Annotated in this window: 18 protein-coding genes; 14 read left to right on the forward strand and 4 right to left on the reverse strand. The window is 53.9% G+C overall.

Annotation, left to right across the window (positions count from 1 at the left end):
* Positions 1 to 227 precede the first annotated feature (227 nt).
* From PUV47_RS02055 to PUV47_RS02075, 5 genes are all read left to right on the forward strand, one after another.
* On the forward strand, positions 228 to 920 hold the full coding sequence (locus PUV47_RS02055) for a putative metalloprotease CJM1_0395 family protein (RefSeq protein WP_274216782.1): 693 nt from the start codon (positions 228 to 230) through the stop codon (positions 918 to 920).
* 825 nt (positions 921 to 1,745) lie between these two features.
* The gene (locus PUV47_RS02060; protein WP_274216783.1) at positions 1,746 to 2,705 is read left to right on the forward strand and encodes a TAXI family TRAP transporter solute-binding subunit; all 960 of its coding nucleotides are present in this window, start codon (positions 1,746 to 1,748) and stop codon (positions 2,703 to 2,705) included.
* A gap of 116 nt (positions 2,706 to 2,821) precedes the next feature.
* Positions 2,822 to 5,443: a TRAP transporter permease gene (locus PUV47_RS02065; RefSeq protein WP_274216784.1), complete on the forward strand. Its 2,622-nt coding sequence runs from the start codon at positions 2,822 to 2,824 to the stop codon at positions 5,441 to 5,443.
* A gap of 22 nt (positions 5,444 to 5,465) precedes the next feature.
* Entirely contained in the window at positions 5,466 to 5,903 is a 438-nt protein-coding gene (locus PUV47_RS02070) for a universal stress protein (protein ID WP_274216785.1), read from the forward strand.
* A 145-nt stretch (positions 5,904 to 6,048) separates the two neighbouring features.
* Positions 6,049 to 6,786, forward strand: coding sequence for a cytochrome c biogenesis CcdA family protein (locus PUV47_RS02075; protein ID WP_274216786.1), 738 nt, complete (start codon positions 6,049 to 6,051; stop codon positions 6,784 to 6,786).
* 12 nt (positions 6,787 to 6,798) lie between these two features.
* Here the strand turns inward: PUV47_RS02075 and PUV47_RS02080 are convergent, their stop codons facing one another.
* Positions 6,799 to 7,731 carry a DMT family transporter gene (locus tag PUV47_RS02080; RefSeq protein WP_274216787.1) on the reverse strand — a complete coding sequence of 311 codons (933 nt, stop codon included), beginning with the start codon at positions 7,729 to 7,731 and terminating at the stop codon, positions 6,799 to 6,801.
* Between the two features lie 86 nt (positions 7,732 to 7,817).
* The gene (locus PUV47_RS02085) at positions 7,818 to 8,954 is read right to left on the reverse strand and encodes a hypothetical protein (RefSeq protein ID WP_274216788.1); all 1,137 of its coding nucleotides are present in this window, start codon (positions 8,952 to 8,954) and stop codon (positions 7,818 to 7,820) included.
* A gap of 228 nt (positions 8,955 to 9,182) precedes the next feature.
* Between PUV47_RS02085 and glmU the strand changes: the two genes are divergently transcribed.
* From glmU to PUV47_RS02100, 3 genes are all read left to right on the forward strand, one after another.
* Positions 9,183 to 10,556, forward strand: a complete 1,374-nt coding sequence (gene glmU, locus PUV47_RS02090; protein WP_274216789.1) for a bifunctional UDP-N-acetylglucosamine diphosphorylase/glucosamine-1-phosphate N-acetyltransferase GlmU — start codon at positions 9,183 to 9,185, stop codon at positions 10,554 to 10,556.
* Between the two features lie 152 nt (positions 10,557 to 10,708).
* Entirely contained in the window at positions 10,709 to 12,535 is a 1,827-nt protein-coding gene (gene glmS / locus PUV47_RS02095) for a glutamine--fructose-6-phosphate transaminase (isomerizing) (protein ID WP_274216790.1), read from the forward strand.
* A 65-nt stretch (positions 12,536 to 12,600) separates the two neighbouring features.
* A complete protein-coding gene (locus PUV47_RS02100; protein WP_274216791.1) occupies positions 12,601 to 12,939 on the forward strand; it encodes a gamma-glutamylcyclotransferase family protein in 339 nt (112 codons plus the stop codon).
* Here the strand turns inward: PUV47_RS02100 and PUV47_RS02105 are convergent.
* Complete coding sequence (locus PUV47_RS02105) at positions 12,917 to 13,297, reverse strand: YbaN family protein (protein ID WP_274216792.1); 381 nt, start codon at positions 13,295 to 13,297, stop codon at positions 12,917 to 12,919. The genes PUV47_RS02100 and PUV47_RS02105 overlap by 23 nt on opposite strands.
* Positions 13,298 to 13,449: 152 nt before the next feature.
* On the opposite strand from PUV47_RS02105, the gene PUV47_RS02110 reads away from it, so the two are divergent.
* The gene (locus tag PUV47_RS02110) at positions 13,450 to 14,217 is read left to right on the forward strand and encodes a DUF502 domain-containing protein (protein WP_274216793.1); all 768 of its coding nucleotides are present in this window, start codon (positions 13,450 to 13,452) and stop codon (positions 14,215 to 14,217) included.
* Here PUV47_RS02110 and recG read toward each other — a convergent pair whose 3' ends face one another.
* Positions 14,218 to 16,320, reverse strand: coding sequence for an ATP-dependent DNA helicase RecG (recG, locus tag PUV47_RS02115; protein WP_274216794.1), 2,103 nt, complete (start codon positions 16,318 to 16,320; stop codon positions 14,218 to 14,220). It lies immediately after the preceding gene.
* A 171-nt stretch (positions 16,321 to 16,491) separates the two neighbouring features.
* Here recG and PUV47_RS02120 point away from each other — a divergent pair, with 171 nt between their 5' ends.
* From PUV47_RS02120 to PUV47_RS02140, 5 genes are all read left to right on the forward strand, one after another.
* Positions 16,492 to 16,785, forward strand: coding sequence for a succinate dehydrogenase assembly factor 2 (locus tag PUV47_RS02120; RefSeq protein ID WP_274216795.1), 294 nt, complete (start codon positions 16,492 to 16,494; stop codon positions 16,783 to 16,785).
* Between the two features lie 46 nt (positions 16,786 to 16,831).
* Positions 16,832 to 20,317, forward strand: coding sequence for a transcription-repair coupling factor (mfd, locus tag PUV47_RS02125; RefSeq protein ID WP_274216796.1), 3,486 nt, complete (start codon positions 16,832 to 16,834; stop codon positions 20,315 to 20,317).
* 186 nt (positions 20,318 to 20,503) lie between these two features.
* The gene (locus tag PUV47_RS02130) at positions 20,504 to 20,776 is read left to right on the forward strand and encodes an FtsB family cell division protein (RefSeq protein WP_274216797.1); all 273 of its coding nucleotides are present in this window, start codon (positions 20,504 to 20,506) and stop codon (positions 20,774 to 20,776) included.
* 192 nt (positions 20,777 to 20,968) lie between these two features.
* On the forward strand, positions 20,969 to 22,018 hold the full coding sequence (gene pdhA / locus PUV47_RS02135) for a pyruvate dehydrogenase (acetyl-transferring) E1 component subunit alpha (protein WP_413697780.1): 1,050 nt from the start codon (positions 20,969 to 20,971) through the stop codon (positions 22,016 to 22,018).
* 18 nt (positions 22,019 to 22,036) lie between these two features.
* Positions 22,037 to 23,458 carry a pyruvate dehydrogenase complex E1 component subunit beta gene (locus tag PUV47_RS02140; protein WP_274216798.1) on the forward strand — a complete coding sequence of 474 codons (1,422 nt, stop codon included), beginning with the start codon at positions 22,037 to 22,039 and terminating at the stop codon, positions 23,456 to 23,458.
* Positions 23,459 to 23,460 lie beyond the last annotated feature (2 nt).

A 23,460-nucleotide genomic window follows, 5' to 3' on the forward strand; every position in this document is an offset into this window, starting at 1 on the left:
ACCCCTTTTTTTCATTTTCCACATTGAGCCAAAAAACTGTTTTGTGAGGTGGTTTGGTGGGCTGGATTTTGAAAGGGGCAGCTGGCCAATGCTGATGCGTACAGCAATGCGTGGTCAGTTGGGATACTTGTTATCCCTCAACTTGCCAAATTCAGGCGGCCAATACACCAAACATTCCCCTTGCATTTTTATTGAGAGAATCCCTTCGATTGTGATAGGTATTTTGCATGATCGAGGCTCTGAACCTGTCGCAATCTGTCGCCGCAAGAATGCAGGCTGTTGCTGCAAGCCCTTCCGTGCGTCCTCAGACAGAAGAAACGGCGAAGTTCAATATCGATTATGCGGTTCCTAAGGATTCCGTAGAGATAGGCAGCAACCTATTCAACAATCCCGTTGCTGCGTCCTCTGAAAGCAATGATGCCTCGGGAGAGCGTTTATCGGAAAGCGAGCAGCAGCAGGTAGAAGAGCTGCAAGAACGTGACGCAGAGGTTCGCACGCATGAACAAGCGCACGTTGCCGCTGGTGGGCCTTATGTCAGTGCGCCGACCTACACCGAGCAGCGTGGTCCAGACGGACGTAGCTATGCCATCGGTGGTGAGGTGTCCATTGATGCGTCACCCATATCTGGCGATCCAGAGGCCTCAATTGCAAAACTGCAGACTGTGATTGCTGCGGCACTTGCGCCAATGCAGCCTTCCGCTCAGGATCAAGCGGTTGCCAATCAGGCGCAGCAGAACCTGGCGCAGGCCTATGCGGACCAGCGTGATCAGAAGGGCAATCTTGTAGAAGGCGAGGAAGAGCGGGGCGGTGCGTTGCAGTCTTTGCTTCAGCTTCAGGAAAATGCAGGAGCCTCCGCCGCTTCTGAAGCGTCAACTCAAGTCTTCACTGCCATTCAAGCGTATCAAAGCGTCGGTGCTTAACGCCGCTCTTTTCCGACAGAGCTTCTTACCTGAGGTTTGTTCTTTAAATGGTGCCCCTAAAGGCCTGCCTTTAGGCGTCTCGCGCTTCAAATTCTTGTGTGTTTGATCGTTGAGATGAGTTCACTGGTTTGGGGTGCTCCCGGCTTTGCGGATGTTTCGAGAATTCATGCCGACGGCGGGTGAGGCCAGTTGCCGATTGTCGCCATCGAGTGCCGATGTAAAGGCGCACGCAAAATTACATCACAGAAGTTGAGTGTTGATGATCGATTCTCTTGATCAATGGCTGAGGGTTGCGTATTGCCCTCTACGGGGTTTTTCATAAACAAACCTGAATCGTAGAGGATTTATGCCACCCCACAGGCGTGTCTCCTGCAGATGGTTTATCAAGAAATCTAGCTGTTTTTATCGAAAACTAAGTACTGATTTTGGAAAGATTGTCAGTCTTGTGGCGCATTAGTGTTCCTGCGACTGTTCAATAATCTATCTCCTAGTTATCAATCGGTTTTGTTGTCGGCGCACCCAGTTATGTTTTCGCCCTGCATGGATTCCCTTGGAATGGGGTGGGGCTCAGGAAAAAAATATTACCAATTCTTTTCAGTGGGGATTTTTCTCTTTAATTGTATGGGGTAAGGGTTGTATCCTACGTACGACAACCACGCGTTCAGACTACGGGTAATTGCGTCCGTCCTTTTTGAAGGGTAATGAGCGTTTTGGAGGGTGGCCTCAAAATCACCGGTTTGTTGGTTGGGCGCACCTGCGTTTAAACCGGCGTCCTGTTCAGTTCTTGAATGGGGCTCAACTATAAAAGTTAACTTGGAGGATTCGATGAAGATCAAATCAGTTGCACTTGGTGCCGCACTTGTAGTGGGTAGCATGTCCGGCGCAGCAGTTGCGCAACAGCAGTTCATCTCCATCGGCACCGGTGGTGTCACCGGCGTTTACTATCCAACGGGCGGCGCGATCTGCCGTCTTGTAAACAAGGACCGTCGCGACCACGGTATTCGCTGTTCTGCTGAATCTACCGGTGGTTCGGTTTACAACGTGAACACCATCCAGAATGGCGAGTTGGAGTTCGGTGTTGCCCAGTCTGACGTTCAGGCAAATGCCTACGAAGGCCGTGCTCAGTGGGATGGCAAGCCATTTGAAGAGTTGCGCGCTGTGTTCTCCGTTCACCCAGAGCCGCTGACAGTTCTGGCTTCCCAAGGCGCAGAGATCCAGGGTCTTGATGACTTTGCTGGCAAGAAAGTAAACATCGGCAACCCTGGTTCCGGTCAGTATGCGACTTGGCAGCTGATGAATGAAGAGGGCGTTGTCGACACCGCTGCTTTGGCACTGGCGACCGAATTGAAGTCCGCTGAAGCTGGTCCAGCTCTTTGCGATGGCAAGATTGATGCGTACATGTGGCTTGTTGGTCACCCATCTGCTTCCACTCAGGAAACCATCTCAACCTGTGACGCGCAGCTGGTGAACATTGGCGGCGAAAAGGTAGATGAGCTTGTCGACAAGTACTCCTACTTCCGTAAGGCAACAATCCCAGCAGGCATGTACAACAACGAAGAAGACGTAACCACTTTTGGTGTTGGTGCGACCTTCGTAACTTCTGCTCAGGTTCCTGAAGATGTCGTGTACATTGTTGTGAAAGCAGTCTTTGAAAACTTCGATGATTTCAAGAAGCTGCACCCAGCTTTTGCAAACCTCAAAGAAGAAGAAATGATCAAAGACTCTCTGACAGCTCCGCTGCACGATGGTGCAGTGAAGTACTACAAAGAGCGCGGCTGGATGTAATCATCCAAACGACTTGTCATGATGAGACGGGGCGGACGTGTTCGCCCCGTTCCTTGTTAAACACTTTAAAAACAACAAGTTAAAGAAACCCAATTTCTGTTTGTGGGGAGTGTAGTATGAGTGTAGAGCGGCATAAGGCGCAGGTTGATGCGCAGGAGCTCGTCGCCCAGACGGATACCGGCGCACGGATGCTGACCGGCAATGTTGGACGATTTGTAGCTATTGTTGCGTTTACGTGGTCGGCGTTTCAACTCTATGTGGCGTCGAGCTTGCCGTTCTGGCTGGTGGATACATTCGGGATCAATCTGATCTTCAACAATTCGGAGATCCGTTTCATCCATGTGGCCTTCGGTCTGGCGCTGGCTGCATTCGCCTATCCGCTGTTCGGCAACAGTCCAAGAAGCCGTATTCCCTGGTATGACTGGATTTTGGCCGCACTCGGCGTTTTTGCCTGTCTGTATCTCGTGGTGATGAAAGACGGCATCGCCATGCGCGCAGGGCAGCCCACGCAGATGGACTTGATTGTTTCGACAATCGGCATGGTGGTGACCGGCATTGCGGTGTTCCGCAGCCTCGGCTTGGCGCTTGTTATCGTTGCCAGCGTGTTCCTTTTCTACGTTTTCTTTGGCAATCAGCCATTTATCCCGGAAGCCATTCAGTGGCGTGGCGCCTCCTATGGCAAAGCCATGTGGCACTATTGGATGCAGCTTGAAGGGGTGTTTGGTGTTGCGGCGGGCGTTTCCGCCTCCATGATCTTCCTGTTTGTTCTGTTTGGCTCGCTATTGGAAAAAGCTGGAGCCGGGAACTACTTCATCAAGGTTGCGTTTGCGCTCCTCGGTCACCTGCGCGGCGGTCCTGCTAAAGCCGCTGTTGTGGCCTCTGCCATGAGTGGTCTTTATTCTGGATCATCCATTGCAAACGTTGTGACGACCGGTACCTTCACTATTCCGCTGATGAAGCGCACGGGTTTTCCTGCTGAAAAGGCCGGGGCGGTTGAAGTGGCGTCCTCAGTCAATGGTCAGCTGATGCCGCCTGTGATGGGTGCTGCGGCTTTCCTTATCGCCGAGTTTACCGGTGTTGGCTATCACGAGGTGGTCAAGCACGCGTTCATTCCGGCGGTTATCTCTTATATCGCTCTGGTTTACATCGTTCACCTTGAAGCGCTTAAGATGAACCTGCGCGGTCTGCCAAAGCCGCCAATTCACCTGACGATGATGCGCCGTTTGATGGGCGTACTGATCGGATTTATTGGAATTTCCGTTCTTGGTATGGCGGTCTACTACGGGCTGGGTTGGGTGAAGGTTGCGTTCCCACAGCTCACCTTCACAGCTGTGCTTGGTATTTTCCTGCTGGCCTATCTGTTCCTGATCAATGTTGCAGCCAAGTTGCCTGATCTGGAAGTCGATGACCCGAACGCGCCAATTACTGAACTGCCTCTGGCAGGAGATGTGGGCAGAACGGGATACTATTTCATTTTGCCGATTGTCATTCTGATCTGGTGTATCCTCATCGAACGTTTTTCTCCGTCTCTGTCAGCGTTTTATGCGACCGTTGCGATGATCTTCATCGTGTTGACGCACCGCCCTTTGAAGGCGCTCCTGCGCCAGTCAAACTGGCGCGCTGAGGTGAGACAGGGCATTGCCGACTTCGTGGATGGCATGATTGGCGGGGCACGAAACATGATCGGCATCGCGGTTGCAACTGCGGCGGCTGGTGTGATCGTGGGCACGGTGTCTTTGACTGGTGCGCACCAGATGATTGGTGAGCTGGTGGAGTTCTTGTCCGGCGGTAATCTTCTGGCCATGTTGCTTCTGGTTGCGGTGATGAGCCTGATACTTGGTATGGGGCTTCCAACCACTGCAAACTATCTGGTGGTGTCGTCGCTGATGGCGCCCGTTATTGTGGAACTGGGGGCGCAGACTGGCTTTCTGGTACCGCTGATTGCCGTACACTTTTTCGTGTTCTACTTCGGTATTCTGGCGGATGTAACGCCGCCTGTTGGGCTGGCGGCCTTTGCTGCGGGTGCGATCAGTCAGGGAGACCCAATTCGCACCGGCGTGCAGGGCTTCTTCTATTCCATCCGTACGGCGTTGTTGCCGTTCCTGTTCATCTTCAACACGGATCTTTTGTTGATTGATGTTGGGCCGGTACAGGCGATCTTCGTCTTCATCGTTGCAACCATCGCCATGATGCTGTTCGCAGCGGCGATGCAGGGATATCTTCTGGCCCGCTCCAAAGTATGGGAGAGCCTTGTTCTTCTGCTTGTTGCATTCACGTTGTTCCGCCCGGGTTTCTGGCTGGATATCGTTGATGATCGTTACATCACGACAGCTGGACCTCCGGTAATCGAGAAAATTGGCCGAGCCCCAATCGATACGGAGGTACGCTTGAACCTCGCAGGGCCGGATTTTGACAATCCTGATGATATCATCACGCTCACCGTACCGTTTACCGTTCCTGCGGAGGCAACGGTGGATGGCATGGCGCGTCTTGAGGATCAGGGGCTGACGATCTTTGAAGAAGATGGCAAGTTGTTGATGGATGAACCGTTCCCTGGAACGCCATTCGCACAGCAATTGCAGAAGTTTGACTTCTACGGGGATGAGCCTGTTACAATGGTTTCAGCCCAGGTTGAGGCGGAGCGGATGCCGAAGGAAATCTTCTATATTCCGGCTCTCTTGCTTCTGTTGCTGGTGGTGGTGTCCCAGAGACGCCGGCAGACGCAGCCTGCCTTCTAACTGATAAGATTGGATAGGGAATATGTATTCCAATATCTTGCTTCCTGTGGACTTGAACGAGGAGAGCTCCTGGAAGAAGTCGCTTCCGATAGCCATCGATCTGTGCCGACACTACAAAGCGGAGTTGCATGTGGTGTCGGTAATGCCCGATTTCGGAAAAGCCATCGTGGGTGGTTACTTCAAGAAGGAGTTTGAGCACGACGCTCTTGAAGCGGCGAAAAACGCTTTGGAGGCTCTTCTCGACAGAGAGCTGCCGGACGATACGCTGAATGTAAAAGGGCATATCGCACACGGCACGATCTATGAGGAAATCAACAAGGCTGCGGACAAACTGGGCTGCGATTTGATCGTTCTCGCTTCTCACCGTCCTGAGTTGAAAGATTACCTTTTGGGCCCCAACGCCGCACGTGTTGTGCGTCACGCCAATCAGTCAGTCCTTGTTGTAAGAGATGACGATTGATCACAGGGATTTGTGTGCGCGCGATCTCGTTTGTCGCTAAATAGAAAGCGAGAGCGGCGCGCATGCCAGAACTTTCCTGCAGGTTTGCAGGGTGGCCCGCTCAGTGCTCTGGGCGGGCCTTGTTATTTGAAACGGGAATTCTTTGATGTTGGAACAGGTGACGATTTTAGGGGCTTTTTTGGCGGGGATCTTGTCCTTTGTGTCTCCTTGCGTATTGCCGCTCGTGCCTCCTTATCTTGGGTACATTGCAGGCATGTCGCTTGATGAACTGACTCAGGATGAACAGGAAGCGGCGCGCCGAAACAAGGTCATCATCGCAGCAATGTTCTTTGTTGCAGGGTTTTCGACTGTGTTTGTCTTGCTGGGTGCAAGCGCTTCGTTCCTCGGCCAGTTTTTCCTTCAGCACTCTCAAGTTCTTGGCTATGTCGCTGGTGGGATGATCATCCTGATGGGACTGCACTTTCTTGGTGTTTTCAAGATTGCTTTCCTCTATCGGGAGGCAAGAGTACAGGTGAACTCAACGCCTGCAGGCTTTGCTGGAGCTTACATCATGGGGCTGGCCTTTGGCTTTGGCTGGACGCCATGCATCGGGCCTGTTCTGGCATCTATTCTGCTAATTGCAGGGACTGAGGCTTCCGTTGGCAATGGCATGGTGCTGCTTGCCAGCTATGCGTTGGGCATTGGCGTGCCGTTCCTGATTGCAGCAGCGTTTGCCGGGCCTTTCATGAACTTCATGAAGGGGTTTCGCCAACACATGCAAACGGTGGAGCGTGTCATGGGCGGTCTTCTCGTTCTTACCGGAATCGGGTTTTGGACCGGCTACATGCAGGCGTTTTCTTTCTGGTTGTTGGAGACTTTCCCAGCGCTCGGAATGATTGGCTAGTCGGCGTATGCCTCAGGCCCTTCGTCTGCCCAGGATCTGGAAGGCGGCGGCTGGAAGGGTTGCCAATACGAGACCGGCCATGATTGGCAAGAATCCGGCCAAATGAAAGAGCGCGAGTTTTTCGCCTAAAAACACCACAGCCATCAGGACGCCGTAGGGCGGAAGCAAATACATGAAGAGGCCAGCGATTGAAGCGCCGACCATCTTGATGCCGTATTGGTAAGTGGAGAAAGCCAATACTGACGCCACAATGGTCACGCCCGCAATTGAACCCCACGCTTCGGGGGTTGTTGGTATTGGAGCGACCCAAATCATCTCTGCGATGGCAAACGGGAACAATAGAAGCGCACCAAAACCCGCAAGAGTTGCAAACAGGACGAAAACCGGGATCTCCTGCAATGATCGCTGCCGGATCAGGACAGAATAGGTGGCCCAGCTGAGTGTGCAGACGCCGAATACGAGGTCGCCCCAGCTCAGCTCCAGGGAAATAAGATTGGCCAGAGAGCCTTTAGTGACGATGATCGCGACACCGATAAGTGCGAGCGCTATGCCTATTAGTTCACGGGGGGACATGCGGCGACCGCGAAACACCCACTCGATCAACATGATGAATACAGGTGCAGCGGAATAGATCAGCGTTCCATTGGTGGCGCTTGTGTTCTTGAGCGCAAGATATACGAGAGCGCCGCAAATCCACATGCCAAGAAACGCCATGAAAAGAAGCAGTTTCAAATTCGCCTTGATGGTGGGCAGAGCTGGTGGGAGTTGGCGGTAAGCAATGGGTACCAGAATGAGAAATGCCAGAAACCATCGCAAGAAAGCGAGCGTCCATGGTTCTGTTTGCTCGATACCATACCGGCCAATTATGATGTTTGAACTCATAAAGACCGGCATGATGAACAGCAGGGGGTATATGAGTCTATTTTGTTGAGATTGACTAAACATTGCCTCATCCCTCAAACTGCTACAGCTCAATAAAAGCTGATCTTTTGAGGGGTGGATTTTGCAGATTATTTATCTAAAGTCAAAGATTACTTTGGGTGAATTACCGTTCTGCATGTGGCATCCATCCCCTTGATCTGAGCACAGGCCAGAACGCTGTCACGGGCGTTTGCAAACGGACCCGCCAAGGCCTGATAGAGGATGCCTTGCTCCGCCGTTGGTTTTCCTGGGCGGATGCGTGTGCCCACCTGGTCAATGAGGGTCGACAGTTCCTCGGCACGGCGCAAAATGTTTTCCGCTTCCTCGCGGTCTTCGTAGCTTCCAAGATCTACGGCGAAGGCCGAGCGGGTGAACACTGATCCTGCACGACCATAAACAATGCCCGCTGCTGATGTCACTTCGAGCTGTTCTTGCGGTGATGGAATGGACGCGACCAATTGAGGCGGTGTTGCGTCTGGAAGAGTGACGGATGTCTGGTTGGGAACAAGGGCAGCGAAGGCCGGAAGGTTCTCGTAAACCTCTGGTGCGATTTCCGGTGCGGGCAGGGTGGCAATCTCTGGATTAATGATTGCTGCTTTCGGGCGCGGCGTGGGGACGGTTTCATTTGCGGCTAGCTGAGATGGAGCTTGGGTTTCAGCTGCATCCAGCTTTGGGGCTGCATTCTTGACCGGTCTTTCCGCGATTATCGATTGCCGTTTATCTGGTGCCGGTTGTTTCGCGGCTGGTTCAGAGGTTGCGGTATCAATCGCAGGCTCTGCCTCGGCCGCGGGTTTCGCTGGCGGAGGCAATAGTTCGTCATCCAAGTCCGCAATGCGTTCACGTAATGGGCGCGGGGGTTGGGACTTCAGAAGTTCAATAGTGTCTTGGAGAGCTGCATTGCTCTGGCGCAGATCGACGACGGTTTGCTGAAGAGAGGCCATTTGCAGCTTGATTTCCTGCATGTGAGCGGAAACGGGCTGTAGGCCTGTGAGTTGAGGGCGGTAGGTCGCGACCTCATTGTCTTTATAGACGCGCAAATACTGTGGTTTGCTTTCCATCAGCAAGCTGCGTTCACCGGGTATGGCGATCTCCACCGTGTCATTGAGTGAGCCAGGGGTGAACATAACGGCGCTCAAAGCGACTGTCGCAAAGCAAACGGCTACGAAACCCCAGAACACGATGGTGCTGTTGTTCGGCACGGATGCGTCGGCCACGGTATGGCCGTTATAGTCGACAGAGCTTTTCAAAACGCGTGTCTATTGCAAACGATGATTCCTATGGCAAAAATGCCCCATAACTCTTGTGGGTTTATGGTTAACAGAATGCAAATGCTAATTTAAATGAAGGCGGAGTTTTTTACGTATTCTGCTTAAATCATTGAAAGATGTTGGTGATAGCATGCTGAACTGCATTGAATTGTTTGCTTATGGCTGCTGTGTCACAGCATGAGATCTGGATGAACTAAGGAACAAGAAATGACCGGTGAAAGCTGTTTAGCAATCGTCCTTGCGGCCGGACTGGGTACGCGGATGAAGTCGGCACTGCCAAAGGTTCTGCATGAAATCGGCAACTTTCCGTTGGTCGGTCATGTTCTGAAGGCTGTTCAAGCGGCGGGTGCGGACGAGGTTGCAGTTGTTGTCGGGCCGGACATGGAAGCACTTGAGAAGGCGAGCAGGGAAATTGTTCCTGATGCCAAGTGTTTTGTTCAGGTGGACCGGCTGGGCACGGCTCATGCTGCCAAAGCGGCTGAAGGTGCCTATCTGGAGAGCACGGTCGATCACGTTCTTGTTCTATTCGGTGACACACCTCTTGTTACTCCCCAAACCTTTCGCGCCATTCGGGCGGAGCTGAGCGCAGGATCGGACCTTGTGGTTCTGGGCTTTGAGGCAGCGGACCCGCACGGATATGGGCGGCTTATCACAGATGGCGATAAGCTTCTGGCAATCCGCGAAGAAAAAGATGCAAGCGATGAAGAACGCAAGGTTACCTTGTGCAATGCTGGCATTATGGGGTTCCGCCGCGAGCATTTTGCGTCGCTCGTAAACCGTATCGAGAACAATAATGCGAAAGGCGAATACTATCTGACGGACGCTGTTGAGGTGGCCCACGCTGATGGTCTCAAAATATCCGTCACCACCGCAGCTGAAGCGGAAGTGCAGGGCATCAACAACCGAGCACAGCTCGCCGCCTGTGAGGCGGTGTTTCAGGAACGCATGCGCCAATCTGCCATGGCTGATGGCGTGACCTTGCAAGCTCCCGAGACGGTTTATTTTTCCCAGGATACCCGCATTGCACCTGACGTTGTTGTGGAGCCGAATGTGGTTTTCGGACCCGGCGTTTCAGTGGAAAGCGGTGTTCGGATCAGAGCCTTTTCCCATCTAGAAAGAGCGAGCGTTGCAAAAGACGCAACGGTTGGCCCCTATGCCCGCCTGCGCCCCAACGCAAAGATTGGTGAGGGCGCCCATATCGGCAACTTTGTAGAGATCAAGAATGCCTCAATCGAACAAGGCGCCAAGGTGAATCATCTGTCCTACATTGGGGACGCCCGAGTGGGTGCCAAGACCAATGTGGGTGCTGGCACGATTACGTGTAACTATGATGGCTACTTCAAGTATCACACAGATGTTGGCAATGGCGTTTTCGTCGGGTCCAACAGCATTTTGGTTGCGCCCGTTTCAATTGGTGATGGCGCCTTGGTTGCGGCAGGGTCCGTGATAACCGAAGATGTGCCTTCTCAGGCCATGGCCTTCGGTCGCGCTCAACAGGTTGTGAAAGAAGGCCGCGCCAGCGAGATGCGTGCCCGTCTTGAGAAAGAAAAAGAACTACAAAAAGCCAAGGCGAACTCTTAAAGCTGCTTAGGTATTAGTACGATAATACCGCTGAGCTGTAACGAACCGAAACATCTATTGATTTCACTAAGTTACAGGAGTGCGGCTAGACAAGCCTAAAGACCATTGCGATCCGGTGGCGAAAAGCCATCGGGTATCTCAGGAGAAGATTTATGTGTGGCATCGTAGGCATTCTCGGCCAAACCCCGGCAGCCCCTCTACTCGTAGACGCGTTGAAGCGGCTCGAATACCGCGGATATGATTCTGCGGGTGTTGCAACATTGGAAGAGGGTATGTTGGTGCGCCGGCGAGCTGAGGGAAAGCTGCGCAACCTAGAGGCGCTGTTGCTTGACGAGCCACTACGGGGGACTTCCGGTATTGGCCACACCCGTTGGGCGACCCATGGTGCGCCAACTGTTCGCAATGCCCACCCACATGCCGCTGACGGCATTTGTGTGGTACACAACGGCATCATCGAGAATTTTTTGGAACTGCGTGAGGAAATCGTCGGTGCCGGGATTGCTCTTGAAAGTGATACCGACACCGAAGTGGTCGCTCACCTTGTTTCTCTTGGCGTCAAAAGCGGCAAGACACCGGTTCAAGCTGTGTCTGATGTGCTTTCGAAGCTGAAGGGCGCGTTTGCGCTTGCCATCCTTTTTGACGGCGAGAACGACCTCATGATTGGCGCCCGTCGCGGCTCTCCATTGGCATTGGGGTATGGCGAAGGCGAGATGTTCCTGGGCTCGGACGCCATCGCACTTTCGCCGTTTACCGACAAGATTTGTTACCTGGAAGAAGGCGACTGGGTGGTGATGAACCGCGAAGGCGCTGAAATCTTTGACTCCACTGGTAACGCTGTTTCTCGCCCGATCAGCAAATCAATGGTCAGTGCCTCTGTCGTGGACAAAGGCAACTACAAACACTTCATGGCCAAAGAGATCTACGAGCAACCAGAGGTGATTGGCCACACGATCTCGCGCTATCTCGACCTTGCAACCGGTGAAACCAAGTTGCCTGAAGGGGCTGAGGTTGACTTCACCAAGATTGACCGCCTCGTTGTTTCAGCATGTGGTACGGCCTACTATGCGGGCCTTGTTGCCAAGTATTGGTTTGAAAAATACGCCCGCATTCCCGTTGATATCGATGTGGCTTCGGAGTTCCGATATCGCGAAATGCCAGTCAAGGCGGGTGATATGGCCTTGTTCATCTCGCAGTCCGGCGAGACGGCTGATACGCTGGCTTCGCTTCGCTATTGCAAAGTCCAAGGCATGGTCATTGGCGCGGTCGTGAACGTGCCAGAATCAACGATCGCTCGCGAAGCAAATGTGGTGTTCCCAACATATGCCGGCCCCGAGATAGGCGTTGCCTCGACCAAGGCCTTTACCTGCCAGCTCACGGTTCTGGCAGCGCTCGCAGTCCATGCTGGTGTTCAGCGTGGAACTCTGAGCGAGGCTGATGCGCGCTACATGATCACCGCGCTCTCTGAGCTTCCAAGCTACACCAACAAGGCACTGAAACTTTCTGATCATGCGGAAGAGATCGCGCATTGGCTGTCTCAGGCATCGGATGCTTTGTTTCTTGGGCGCGGTACGAGCTTCCCAATGGCGCTGGAAGGCGCTTTGAAGCTCAAGGAGATCTCGTACATTCACGCGGAAGGTTATGCGGCTGGTGAGTTGAAACACGGCCCCATTGCGTTGATTGACGAAACCATGCCGGTGTTCGTGGTAGCACCGTTTGACAATATCTACGAAAAGACGGTTTCCAACATGCAGGAAGTCGCCGCTCGTGGCGGCCGGATCGTTCTGTTGACCGACGAAAAGGGTGCTGAGGCAGCCGGTCTGGAAGCCGATCACATCATCACTCTACCTGACGTTCCGGAGATTGTGTCTCCAATCGTTTACGCCCTGCCGTTGCAGCTGATCTCGTATCACACAGCCGTCTTCATGGGGACGGATGTGGATCAGCCAAGAAACCTTGCAAAATCAGTTACAGTAGAATAGCGGAAAGGGAGCGGGCTCGACCCGCTCTTTTTCTTTGTCGTTAGCGCTGTAAGAGAGATTGCTGCATGGACCATCTGTTTGTGTATGGCAGCCTGGCTCCCGGAGCCTCGCATGAGTATTTGCTTACGCAAGTTTCAGGTGTTTGGACACGAGCGTCGGTTCGGGCACACTATCAGGATCGCGGTTTCTCCGAAGGCAAGGGCTATCCGGCGCTGGTGCCTGATGAGCAGGCGGACTGGTTGCGCGGGTATGTTTACTCCTCACAGTCTCTTCATGAAATCTGGGATGATATTGATGAGTGGGAGGGCGAAGAATACGTTCGCGTGCCCATAGAGGTGCAGTGTGAAGATGGTTCACTGCTTCATGCACAGGCCTACGTTCTCAGGACGCTCGAGCAGTCCTAGAGCCAGATGGACGGGTCACAACGTAAGACGCGCAAGCTACAAGCACCGCAAGCACAATAATGGCAAGCAGCATTGACGGCGCTGTTGTGATCACAAAGACAGCATAGCCGACCGTCATGCCGAAGACTGCCATGAGTTTCCCTTTGACAGAGATGGCACCATGATCTTGCCAGTCACGCACACTTTTTCCGAATTTGGGGTGGTTCAGCAGCCATTTTTCCAACCGTGGGTTGGAGCGAGCAAAGCAGCCGGTTGCAAGAATGAAAAAAATGGTTGAGGGCAGAAGCGGCAAAACAATGCCGATCAGTCCGATGCCGACCAGGAGAATTCCTGCAATCATGTAAAACGTTCGCGGCACCACCTATCTCCTTGTGGCCATAAAAAAGTGCTGCCTCACCAACAATTTGTAGAGCTCTTGCAATAAAACACTCTCACTTTCACCATATAAAGCAATAGGATGGTGGTTGCCAATCACGCTTGCTTGTCAGGTCCTAAGGAAAGAAAGTGAACATGAAGCCTTCAGATTTCAATCAGAACCGGGAGGGAGATGCAACCGGTATCGGGGTCAAATCAGGTGGTTTCACAAAACTGCGCAACTACTTTTTGACCGGCCTTGTCGTGACCGGGCCCATCGGCATCACGTTGTATCTGAGCTGGTCTCTCATACAACTCGTGGATGGTTGGGTGAAGCCGTTTATTCCTGAGGTCTATAATCCGGATACCTACCTGTCCATGGAAGTGCCGGGTGTTGGACTGATAGCCGCTCTCCTTGCTGTGACTGTTATCGGCTTTCTAACTGCGAATATCGCAGGGCGCAGCCTGGTTAGTCTTGGTGAAAACATCGTTGGGCGCATGCCATTGGTGCGCAACATTTATTCCGCATTAAAGCAGATCTTCGAGACGGTGTTTCAGGAAAATGGTCAAAGCTTCAAGAAGGCAGCTTTGATCGAGTATCCGCGTAAAGGGCTATGGGCAATCGTGTTTGTGGCGACGGACACCAAGGGGGAAGTGGCTGCCCGACTTGAGGATGAAGCCGAGACTGTTTCGGTGTTCCTTCCGACGACACCAAATCCGACTTCCGGTTTTCTGCTATTTGTACCGCGTTCTGAAGTTATTGAACTTTCCATGAGCGTGGAGGACGCTGCGAAGCTTGTGATTTCGGCTGGGCTGGTGAACCCGGAATACCCGAAAATTCTCAAAGAGAACGGTGAGGAAGTTGCTCAAAAGGCAGCGAAAGGTGGACGCGAACAGGCGCAGCCAACGGAAGCGGCCGAGTAGCTACCCAGCACGAAGCAGCTTGACTGCTTCGTCTCTCGAGAAGAGATAGAGCAGGTGACGCAGGGCATCGCCTCTGGGGGATTGGAGTGCAGGGTCCTTCGCAAGAATCAGTTTCGCGTCGTCCCGCGCCACTTCCATAAGGTCACCATGGGCTTCCACATTTGCGATCCTGAAACCTGGCATGCCGGATTGCCGCGTGCCGAGTAGCTCACCTTCTCCGCGCAGACGCAGGTCTTCTTCGGCAATTAGGAAGCCATCGTTGGTTTCGCGCAGGATGTTAAGCCGCGCTGCTGAGGTTTCTCCAAGGGGCGCCTTGTACAGGAGGAGGCAGGTGGAAGCTGCAGACCCGCGACCAACACGGCCGCGTAACTGGTGAAGCTGGGCCAGGCCAAAGCGCTCCGCATGCTCGATGACGATGATGGTGGCGTCGGGAACGTCCACGCCGACCTCAATGACAGTCGTTGCAACGAGAAGCCGGGTGCGACCTTCCTTGAAATCATCCATGGCCTGTTGTTTGTCATCGGCGCTTTGTCGACCGTGAACGAGTGAGACGACAGGGCCCAGCGCGCGCTGCAGGTCTTCAAACCGCTCCTGCGCTGCTGCAAGATCAATCTTCTCCGATTCTTCGACCAACGGGCACACCCAGTAAGCCTTTTCACCGCGATGAATGGCAGCGCGCAGCCGATCCACCACCTCACTGATCCGGTCAAGTGAAACACTGACCGTCTTGATGGGCTGGCGGCCTTTGGGCTTGTCGGTGAGACGAGACACTTCCATGTCGCCGAAATACGAAAGAACCAGCGTACGGGGAATTGGTGTGGCGGTCATCACCAGCACTTCGACATGGTCTCCCTTGGAAGACAGAGAGAGGCGCTGATGCACCCCGAAGCGGTGTTGTTCGTCTACTACTGCGATGCCAAGGTTCTTGAAGTTTACAGAACTCTGAAAAAGCGCATGGGTCCCGACAATAAGATCGATTTCACCGGCTTCCAGTGCTGCGTTGATCTCGCGTTTGGTCTTTGCTGTGTCTTTGCCGCTCATGACAGCAACACGTATGCCTGCAGCCTTGCAAAGCGGCTCCATGGAGGCGAAATGCTGACGGGCGAGAATATCCGTTGGTGCCATCATGGCCGCCTGTGCACCGCTTTCGATGACCTGTGCCATGGCCATCAGGCCGACAACGGTTTTGCCCGAGCCTACATCCCCTTGCAAAAGTCGAAGCATTCTTGCTGGAGCTTCCAGGTCCTCCGAGATCTCCTTGAGCGCTTCAACCTGACCATCAGTGAGTTGAAAAGGCAGTGCTGACAATATTTTTGAGCGCAGGGAGCCGTTGCCATGGCGCTCTGTACCGCCTTGTTGACGCATGGAATTGCGAACAAGGGCCAGAGCGAGTTGGTTGGCCAGATACTCGTCGTAGGCGAGGCGGCGGACTGCTTTGCTTTCCGCAACAAGGTCAGAGGCTTCCTCCGGATGGTGGACGGAAAGAAGCGCTTCTTGAAAAGATGGGAAACCCTGCTTGTCCATGAAGCTGGCGTCTTGCCACTCTGGCAGACTGGGGATCACCTTGACTGCCATCTGCATGGCTTTTGTGATCATGCGCCCGGAAAGGCCGGCTGTGAGCGGGTAAACGGGCTCGATAACAGGAAGGCTGGCGGCGTCTTCCTCTGTGACGATATAGTCCGGATGAACCATCTGGGCGCGGTCGTTGAACCACTCAACTTTTCCGGAGACGAGGCGCTGTTCCCCTATTGGTAGCACGCTTTCCAAATAGTCCCGGCGGGCGTGGAAGAACACCAGTTCAATAGAACCGGTTTCATCATGAGCGAAAATCTTGTAGGGCGCACGACTGTTCCTTGGCGGGGCTCGGTGCTGATCCACATGAAGGGTGAGGGTGACAATCATGCCTTCCGGGCTTCCTGCGATGCCTGGGCGCAGGCCGCGATCGATCATCGAGGTTGGAAGGTGGAACAAAAGATCGGCAATGCGCGCTTCACGCTCGGAATGGCCCACAAGCAAAGATGTCAGTGTCTTTGCCGTTTTGGGACCAATGCCCGGCAACTTGGTTACAGGAGCGAAGAGAGGATCAAGACGAGTTGGGCGCATTCAAAAAATCGGACTATAACGTGAACAGAGGCTTGATTGGTCGCATGTCTTCGCTATTTGTGCAACCGCAGATGAGAAAACACTGACAGATGTGTTTCCGCTCGTTATACACGGCTCTCTGATCCTTTGCGGCGGATTAATCCGCCGGCAGTCAAAAGTTGAGGCTCTCTCATGATCAACGACAATCAGCCCCCAAGTGATGCGCAGACCGCCAACCTTGATCCTCGCCGCAAGCGGATTTTGTTCCGTTGCTGGCATCGAGGGATGAAAGAGATGGACCTGTTGCTCGGCGGTTATGTACAGACCCATGTGGCGATCATGGCAGATGAAGAACTCGATGAGCTTGAAGAGTTGCTGCAGCTTAATGATCAGGATTTGTTCTCGTGGTTCATTGGGTCAAAACCCGTTCCCGAGGACCGGAACACGGAGCTGTTCCGCCGCATTCTCGCGTTTCACAACAAGTAAGAGCGATCAGTCGCCCATTTCATTTTGAGCCAAGGAAGTCTTGACGGTGTTTGAAAGCCTGCTCTCCGATCACGCCAATATCTTGCTGTCGTCTGTGCCAGATGGAGCGGAAGCCTATGTGCTCGCAAAGATGCTGGAAGAGACCAAGGAGGAGGGGCTCGTCCTCACCTATGTTGCGCGGGATGCGACCCGCATGTCTCAGGTGGCCGAAGCGCTGGCATTCTTTGCCCCTCATGTGAAAACACTGGAGCTTCCGGCATGGGACTGTTTGCCCTATGACCGCGTTTCGCCAAACAGTTCCATCGTAGCCCGACGGCTGACGACGCTCGGACTGCTGGCGCGCGGTGTGGAGGCCAAGGGTCAGACCGTGCTGCTGACCACCGTCAATGCTGCGTTGCAACGCCTTCCTGCCCGCGAGTGGGCTGCTGCTCAGGCTCTGACCCTTGTGCCGGGCAACCGGGTGCAGCTTGATTCCATAATCCAGTGGCTTGAGATCAACGGCTTCTCCCGCACGCCCACTGTGCGCGAGACGGGTGAGTATGCGGTGCGCGGTGGCATTGTGGATCTGTTCTCCCCAGGAGCTGAAGAGCCGGTACGTCTGGACTTCTTTGGTGACACGTTGGAATCTATCCGTTCCTTTGACACGGAGACCCAACGAACTCTCGCTCAGAAAAAGAGCCTAAACCTTGTGCCCATGAGCGAAGTGGTTCTGGAACCTGAGACCATTTCCCGTTTCCGCCGCAACTATGTCTCCACATTTGGCGCGGCAGACAGGGATGACGTGCTTTATCACACCATCAGTGAGGGGCGCCGCTATCCGGGAATGGAACACTGGCTTCCGCTGTTCCATGAACGTCTGGAAAGCCTGTTTGATTATGTGGGAGATGTGCCCATCGTTCTCGACAGTTCTGATGAGGACGTAGTCAAAGAGCGTTTGGAGCAGGTTAGCGAGCATCATGCCGCCCGCGATGAAGCGCTGGGCGGATCTGCCATTTCCAGCGGCGTACCTTATAAGCCTGTTGAGCCCAAACTGCTTTACTTTGGTCAGGATGAGTGGACCACCACGCTTAGTGATCGCGGCGTGGGGCGTTTGTCGCCCTTTGCAGCGCCTCCGGGTTCAGCGCTTTCAATTGATTTGCAGGGACGGCAGGGCCGAAGCTTTGCGGCGGAACGTGCGGCCGGAGATGTCAACATCTTCGAAGCGCTTGCCAAGCACGCTTCGGCTTTGCGCGGTGAGGGCAAAACGGTTGTTATTTCTTGCTGGAGTGAGGGCTCCCGCGAGCGTCTTGTACAGGTATTGGCGGATCACGGGCTTGATCGCACCGGGTATGCAGGCTCCATTGAAGAGTTGGAGAAGCTGCCAAAAGGCATGAGTGGCCTCATTGTGCTTGGGATCGAGCAAGGCTTCGAAATCGGCCCCTACGCCTTTATCGGTGAACAGGACATTCTCGGGGATCGGCTTGTTCGTCAGGGGCGCCGCCGCAAGAAAGCTTCCAACGCGCTGACGGAAGCGACCAGTCTTCATGAGGGGGATCTGGTCGTTCATGTGGAGCACGGTATTGGTCGCTTCATCGGCCTGAAGACCATTGAGGCTGTTGGGGCTCCGCACGACTGCCTTGAGCTTCAGTACGCTGGCGGCGACAAGCTTTATCTGCCCGTTGAGAACATCGAGCTTCTTACGCGATATGGTTCCGAGGATCAGGAAGCGCAGCTCGATAAGCTGGGTGGGGGAGCATGGCAAGCGCGCAAGGCGCGCATGAAGAAGCGCATTCTCGAGATCGCCGATGGATTGATCAAGACCGCAGCAGAGCGCGCGCTGAGGTCAGCGCCAGCACTCAACGTGCCGGATGGGGCCTATGACGAGTTCGTTGCCCGATTTGCCTATGACGAGACCGATGATCAGTTGAACGCAATTGATGCGGTGTTTGAGGATCTGGCATCGGGCCGCCCCATGGATCGATTGATTTGTGGCGATGTGGGCTTTGGTAAAACTGAGGTCGCGCTGCGTGCGGCGTTCCTTGCCGCCATGTCCGGTCGTCAGGTCGCAATTGTGGTTCCTACAACTTTGTTGGCACGCCAGCACTACAAGACGTTCTCTGAGCGTTTTCAGGGGCTACCACTCAATGTGCGTCAGGCATCACGGTTGGTTTCTTCAAAGGAGCTGAGCGAGACCAAAAAGGGCTTGAAGGACGGTTCTGTCGATATTGTTGTGGGGACACATGCTCTGCTGGGAAAGAGCGTGAGTTTCCGTGATCTGGGTCTGTTGATCATCGATGAAGAACAGCATTTTGGCGTAAAACACAAAGAGCGCCTTAAAGAGTTCAAATCGGATGTTCACGTCCTGACCCTCTCGGCCACTCCGATCCCGCGCACGCTTCAGCTGGCTCTGACCGGGGTGCGTGAGCTGTCCTTGATCGCAACGCCGCCGGTGGATCGTCTTGCGGTGCGCACCTTCATTTCGCCTTTTGATCCGATGGTGATCCGTGAATCTCTGCTGAGGGAGCACTATCGCGGCGGTCAGAGCTTCTATGTGTGTCCACGTCTTGCTGACCTCGCGGAGATACAGCAATTTCTGGAGCAGAATGTTCCTGAGGTGAAAGTTGCGGTGGCTCATGGTCAAATGGGCGCTGGGCCACTGGAAGACATCATGAACGCCTTTTATGAAGGTAAGTTCGATGTGCTGCTTTCAACGACAATTGTTGAATCCGGATTGGATATTCCGAACGCCAACACGCTGATCGTTCATCGGGCGGATATGTTCGGCCTTGGCCAGCTCTATCAGATCCGAGGGCGCGTAGGGCGGTCAAAGACACGTGCCTATGCGTTGTTTACCGTTCCAGCCAACAAGAAGCTCACAGTGACCGCGGAGCGTCGATTGCGCGTGCTGCAATCCCTTGAGAACCTGGGCGCAGGTTTCCAGCTGGCCAGTCATGATCTGGATATCCGCGGGGCGGGTAACCTGCTTGGCGAAGAGCAATCTGGCCACATCAAGGAGGTGGGGTTTGAGCTTTACCAGCAGATGCTGGAGGAGGCGGTTGCCCAGCTAAAATCTGGCGGTGAAGAGTTTGGTGAGGAGAAGTGGTCGCCGCAGATTACTGTCGGCACGCCTGTTCTCATCCCAGATACCTATGTGCCCGATCTGCAAGTGCGGCTTGATCTCTACCGCCGTCTTGCTGATGTGACGGAAGCAGATGAGATCGAAGGTTTTGCTGCGGAGATGATTGATCGCTTCGGCTCTATGCCGGTCGAGGTCAATCACCTCCTCAAGATTGTTTACATCAAGGGACTATGCCGCAAGGCGAACGTGGAAAAGATCGACGCGGGACCAAAGGGCGTTGTGATCTCCTTCCGCAATTCGGAGTTCCCAAACCCAGCCGGGCTTGTTTCCTATATTGCCGAGCAGGGCTTCTTGGCAAAAATCAAGCCGGACCAGAAGGTTGTGTTGACCAGAGACTGGCCGGGGCCGGAGGACAGGCTGAAGGGAACTGCGACCATATTAAACAAGCTGGTCAAGCTGTCAAAAGCTGCATGAGGAATATTCAGGCTCGCTTCTCACAAGCGGGCCTGATTTTTATAGCTTCACTCGAAAATCAGGGGATGCGGAAACTCTTGGTTAAGGCTATTTCGGCATAGTCTCAACCAGTGACCAATTTGTATTTTGTAGGTCGTTCCCTTGCTAGCAACTACTCGTCAACGCAGAGAATCCTCTCTCAAAAAGATGCTTGGCCCCGCTGTCGCTGTGGCCTTGCTCAGCTACTTCGGCTATCATGCATTCAACGGTGAGCTTGGTCTCGTCGGTAAAGCAGCCATTGAGAATCAGGTTGCTGAACTGGAAACCGAACTCGCGGCTCTAAAAGAAGAGCGTCTGGTCCTGCAACGTAGGGTCTTCCTGCTTATGCCGGACAGTCTGGATCCGGATATGGTCGATGAGCGCGCACGCGCCAGCTTGAACCTGGTGCATCCAAATGAAGTCGCAATCTTACGTCGATAGCCTCGTTTGGAGGTATATTAACTCATATCTGGTTATGTGTAGGTAGATAACCTGATGTTGGTTAATTGCAAATAATCCATATATGTCAATCCTGTAGCCGGTGAATTGTTCTAAATCGTCAGGCTTGGCGTGAGTGGTTCTCCGGAGTACTGTCCTTCCCATAATTAGCACACGTCACGAAAGACGAGGGTCATGGCTGGAACAGAAACCAAGTCTACCGGAGGTCGCTCAAGAGGCGCCTCTAAAGCCCGCGGGGCGATGAAAAATACGCCCGCTATCGCTGAGTTCTCCAAGGAAGAAGAGCTGAAGGCATACCGCGAGATGCTGCTTATCCGCCGCTTCGAAGAGAAGGCGGGTCAGCTGTACGGCATGGGTGTCATCGGTGGCTTCTGCCACCTCTACATCGGTCAGGAAGCCGTTGTAGTTGGCATGGAGATGTCCAAGGTACAGGGCGATCAGATGATCACCAGTTACCGCGATCACGGTCACATGCTCGCTTGCGGTATGGACCCAAATGGTGTGATGGCGGAACTCGCCGGCCGCCAGGGTGGTCTGTCCAAGGGTAAGGGCGGCTCCATGCACATGTTCTCCAAGGAAAAGGAATTCTACGGCGGCCACGGTATCGTTGGCGCTCAGGTTCCTCTTGGGACAGGTTTGGCGTTCACCAACAAGTACAAGGAAAATGGCAATGTTGCCTTGACCTTCTTTGGTGATGGCGCAGTGAACCAGGGGCAGGTCTATGAAGCTTTCAATATGGCGAAGCTCTGGAACCTGCCTGTGATCTATGTGATCGAAAACAACAAGTACGGCATGGGCACCAGTGTTGAGCGTGCCTCATCAACCACCGATCTGTCCCAGCGTGGCCAGTCCTTTGGTATTCCGGGTGTTCAGGTGGACGGCATGGATGTTCGTGCAGTGAAAGCTGCGACCGACTATGCCATGGAATGGTGCCGTGAAGGCAACGGTCCTTACATCCTCGAGATGATCACTTACCGCTACCGTGGTCACTCCATGTCTGACCCGGCCAAGTACCGCTCCAAGGACGAAGTTCAGAAGATGAAGTCCGAGCACGACCCAATCGAGCAGGTTCGTGCACGCCTTCTTGAAAAGAAGTGGGCGAGTGAAGACGAGCTCAAGGCGATCGACAAGGAAGTTCGCGGAATTGCGTCAGCAGCGGCTGACTTTGCGCAGAGCGACTCTGAGCCGGATGCATCTGAGCTTTACACGGACATTATCCTCTAAGGGTGGGAATACAAAGTTATGCCGATTGAAATTTTGATGCCGGCTCTTTCTCCAACCATGGAAGAGGGTAACCTCTCCAAGTGGGTCAAGAAAGAAGGCGATACCGTTTCGGCTGGCGATGTTATCGCTGAGATCGAAACCGACAAGGCAACCATGGAAGTGGAAGCCGTCGATGAGGGTGTTCTGGGCAAGATCCTGATCGAAGAAGGCGCTGAAGGCGTGAAGGTGAACACACCAATCGCCGTTCTTCTGGAAGAAGGCGAAGATGCTTCGGCCATCAACACCGCTGCAGCTGCTCCAGCAGCAGAGGCTGCGCCAGCCGCAGAAGCAGCACCAGCATCGCCTGCTGTTGTGACTTCTCCGGCACCTGCCGCAACGGGTGATGAGTACGTCAGCCCATGTGCGCCAATCAAGGTCGAAGTTGGTCAGGATCCTGAGATCCCAGCTGGCACCGAAATGCGTAGCACCACCGTTCGTGAAGCGCTTCGTGATGCGATGGCAGAAGAAATGCGTCGCAACGAGAACGTCTTCCTGATGGGTGAAGAGGTCGGTGAGTATCAGGGTGCCTACAAGATCTCTCAGGGTCTTCTGGATGAGTTCGGTGAAAAGCGCGTAATCGACACGCCAATTACCGAGCATGGCTTTACCGGCCTTGCCGTTGGTGCTGCTATGTCTGGTCTGAACCCAATCGTGGAGTTCATGACCTTCAACTTCGCCATGCAGGCCATCGACCAGATCATCAACTCTGCTGCCAAGACGCTCTACATGTCCGGCGGTCAGATGGGTGCTCCGATCGTATTCCGTGGTCCAAACGGCGCAGCTGCGCGCGTTGGTGCACAGCACTCTCAAGACTACGCCGCATGGTATGCAAGCATTCCGGGCATGAAGGTGATTCAGCCTTACACTGCGGCTGATGCCAAGGGCTTGTTGAAGGCTGCAATCCGCGACCCGAACCCAGTTGTGTTCCTTGAAAACGAGATCCTTTACGGTCAGCACTTTGATGTGCCTGTCATGGATGACTACGTGCTGCCAATCGGCCGTGCGAAAGTCGTTCGCGAAGGTACTGATGTGACGCTCGTTTCCTGGGGCATCGGCATGACCTACGCGTTGCCAGCTGCAGAAGAGCTTGCAAAGCAGGGTGTTTCTGCCGAGGTGATCGATCTGCGGTCTATCCGCCCACTGGATATCGACACTATCCTTGCTTCAGTTCGCAAGACTGGCCGTCTGGTAACGGTTGAGGAGGCATTCCCAATTGCTTCCGTTTCTTCGGAAATCGCATTCCAGACCCAGGAACAGGCTTTCGACTTCCTTGACGCCCCAGTACTTCGCGTGACTGGCAAGGATGTCCCAATGCCTTACGCTGCGAACCTTGAAAAGCTGGCTCTGCCAACTGCCAAGGAAGTAATCGACGCGGTGAAAGCCGTGACCTACACCGCATAAGG

This window comes from Pseudovibrio exalbescens, from assembly GCF_028737195.1.
Taxonomy (GTDB): domain Bacteria; phylum Pseudomonadota; class Alphaproteobacteria; order Rhizobiales; family Stappiaceae; genus Pseudovibrio; species Pseudovibrio zosterae.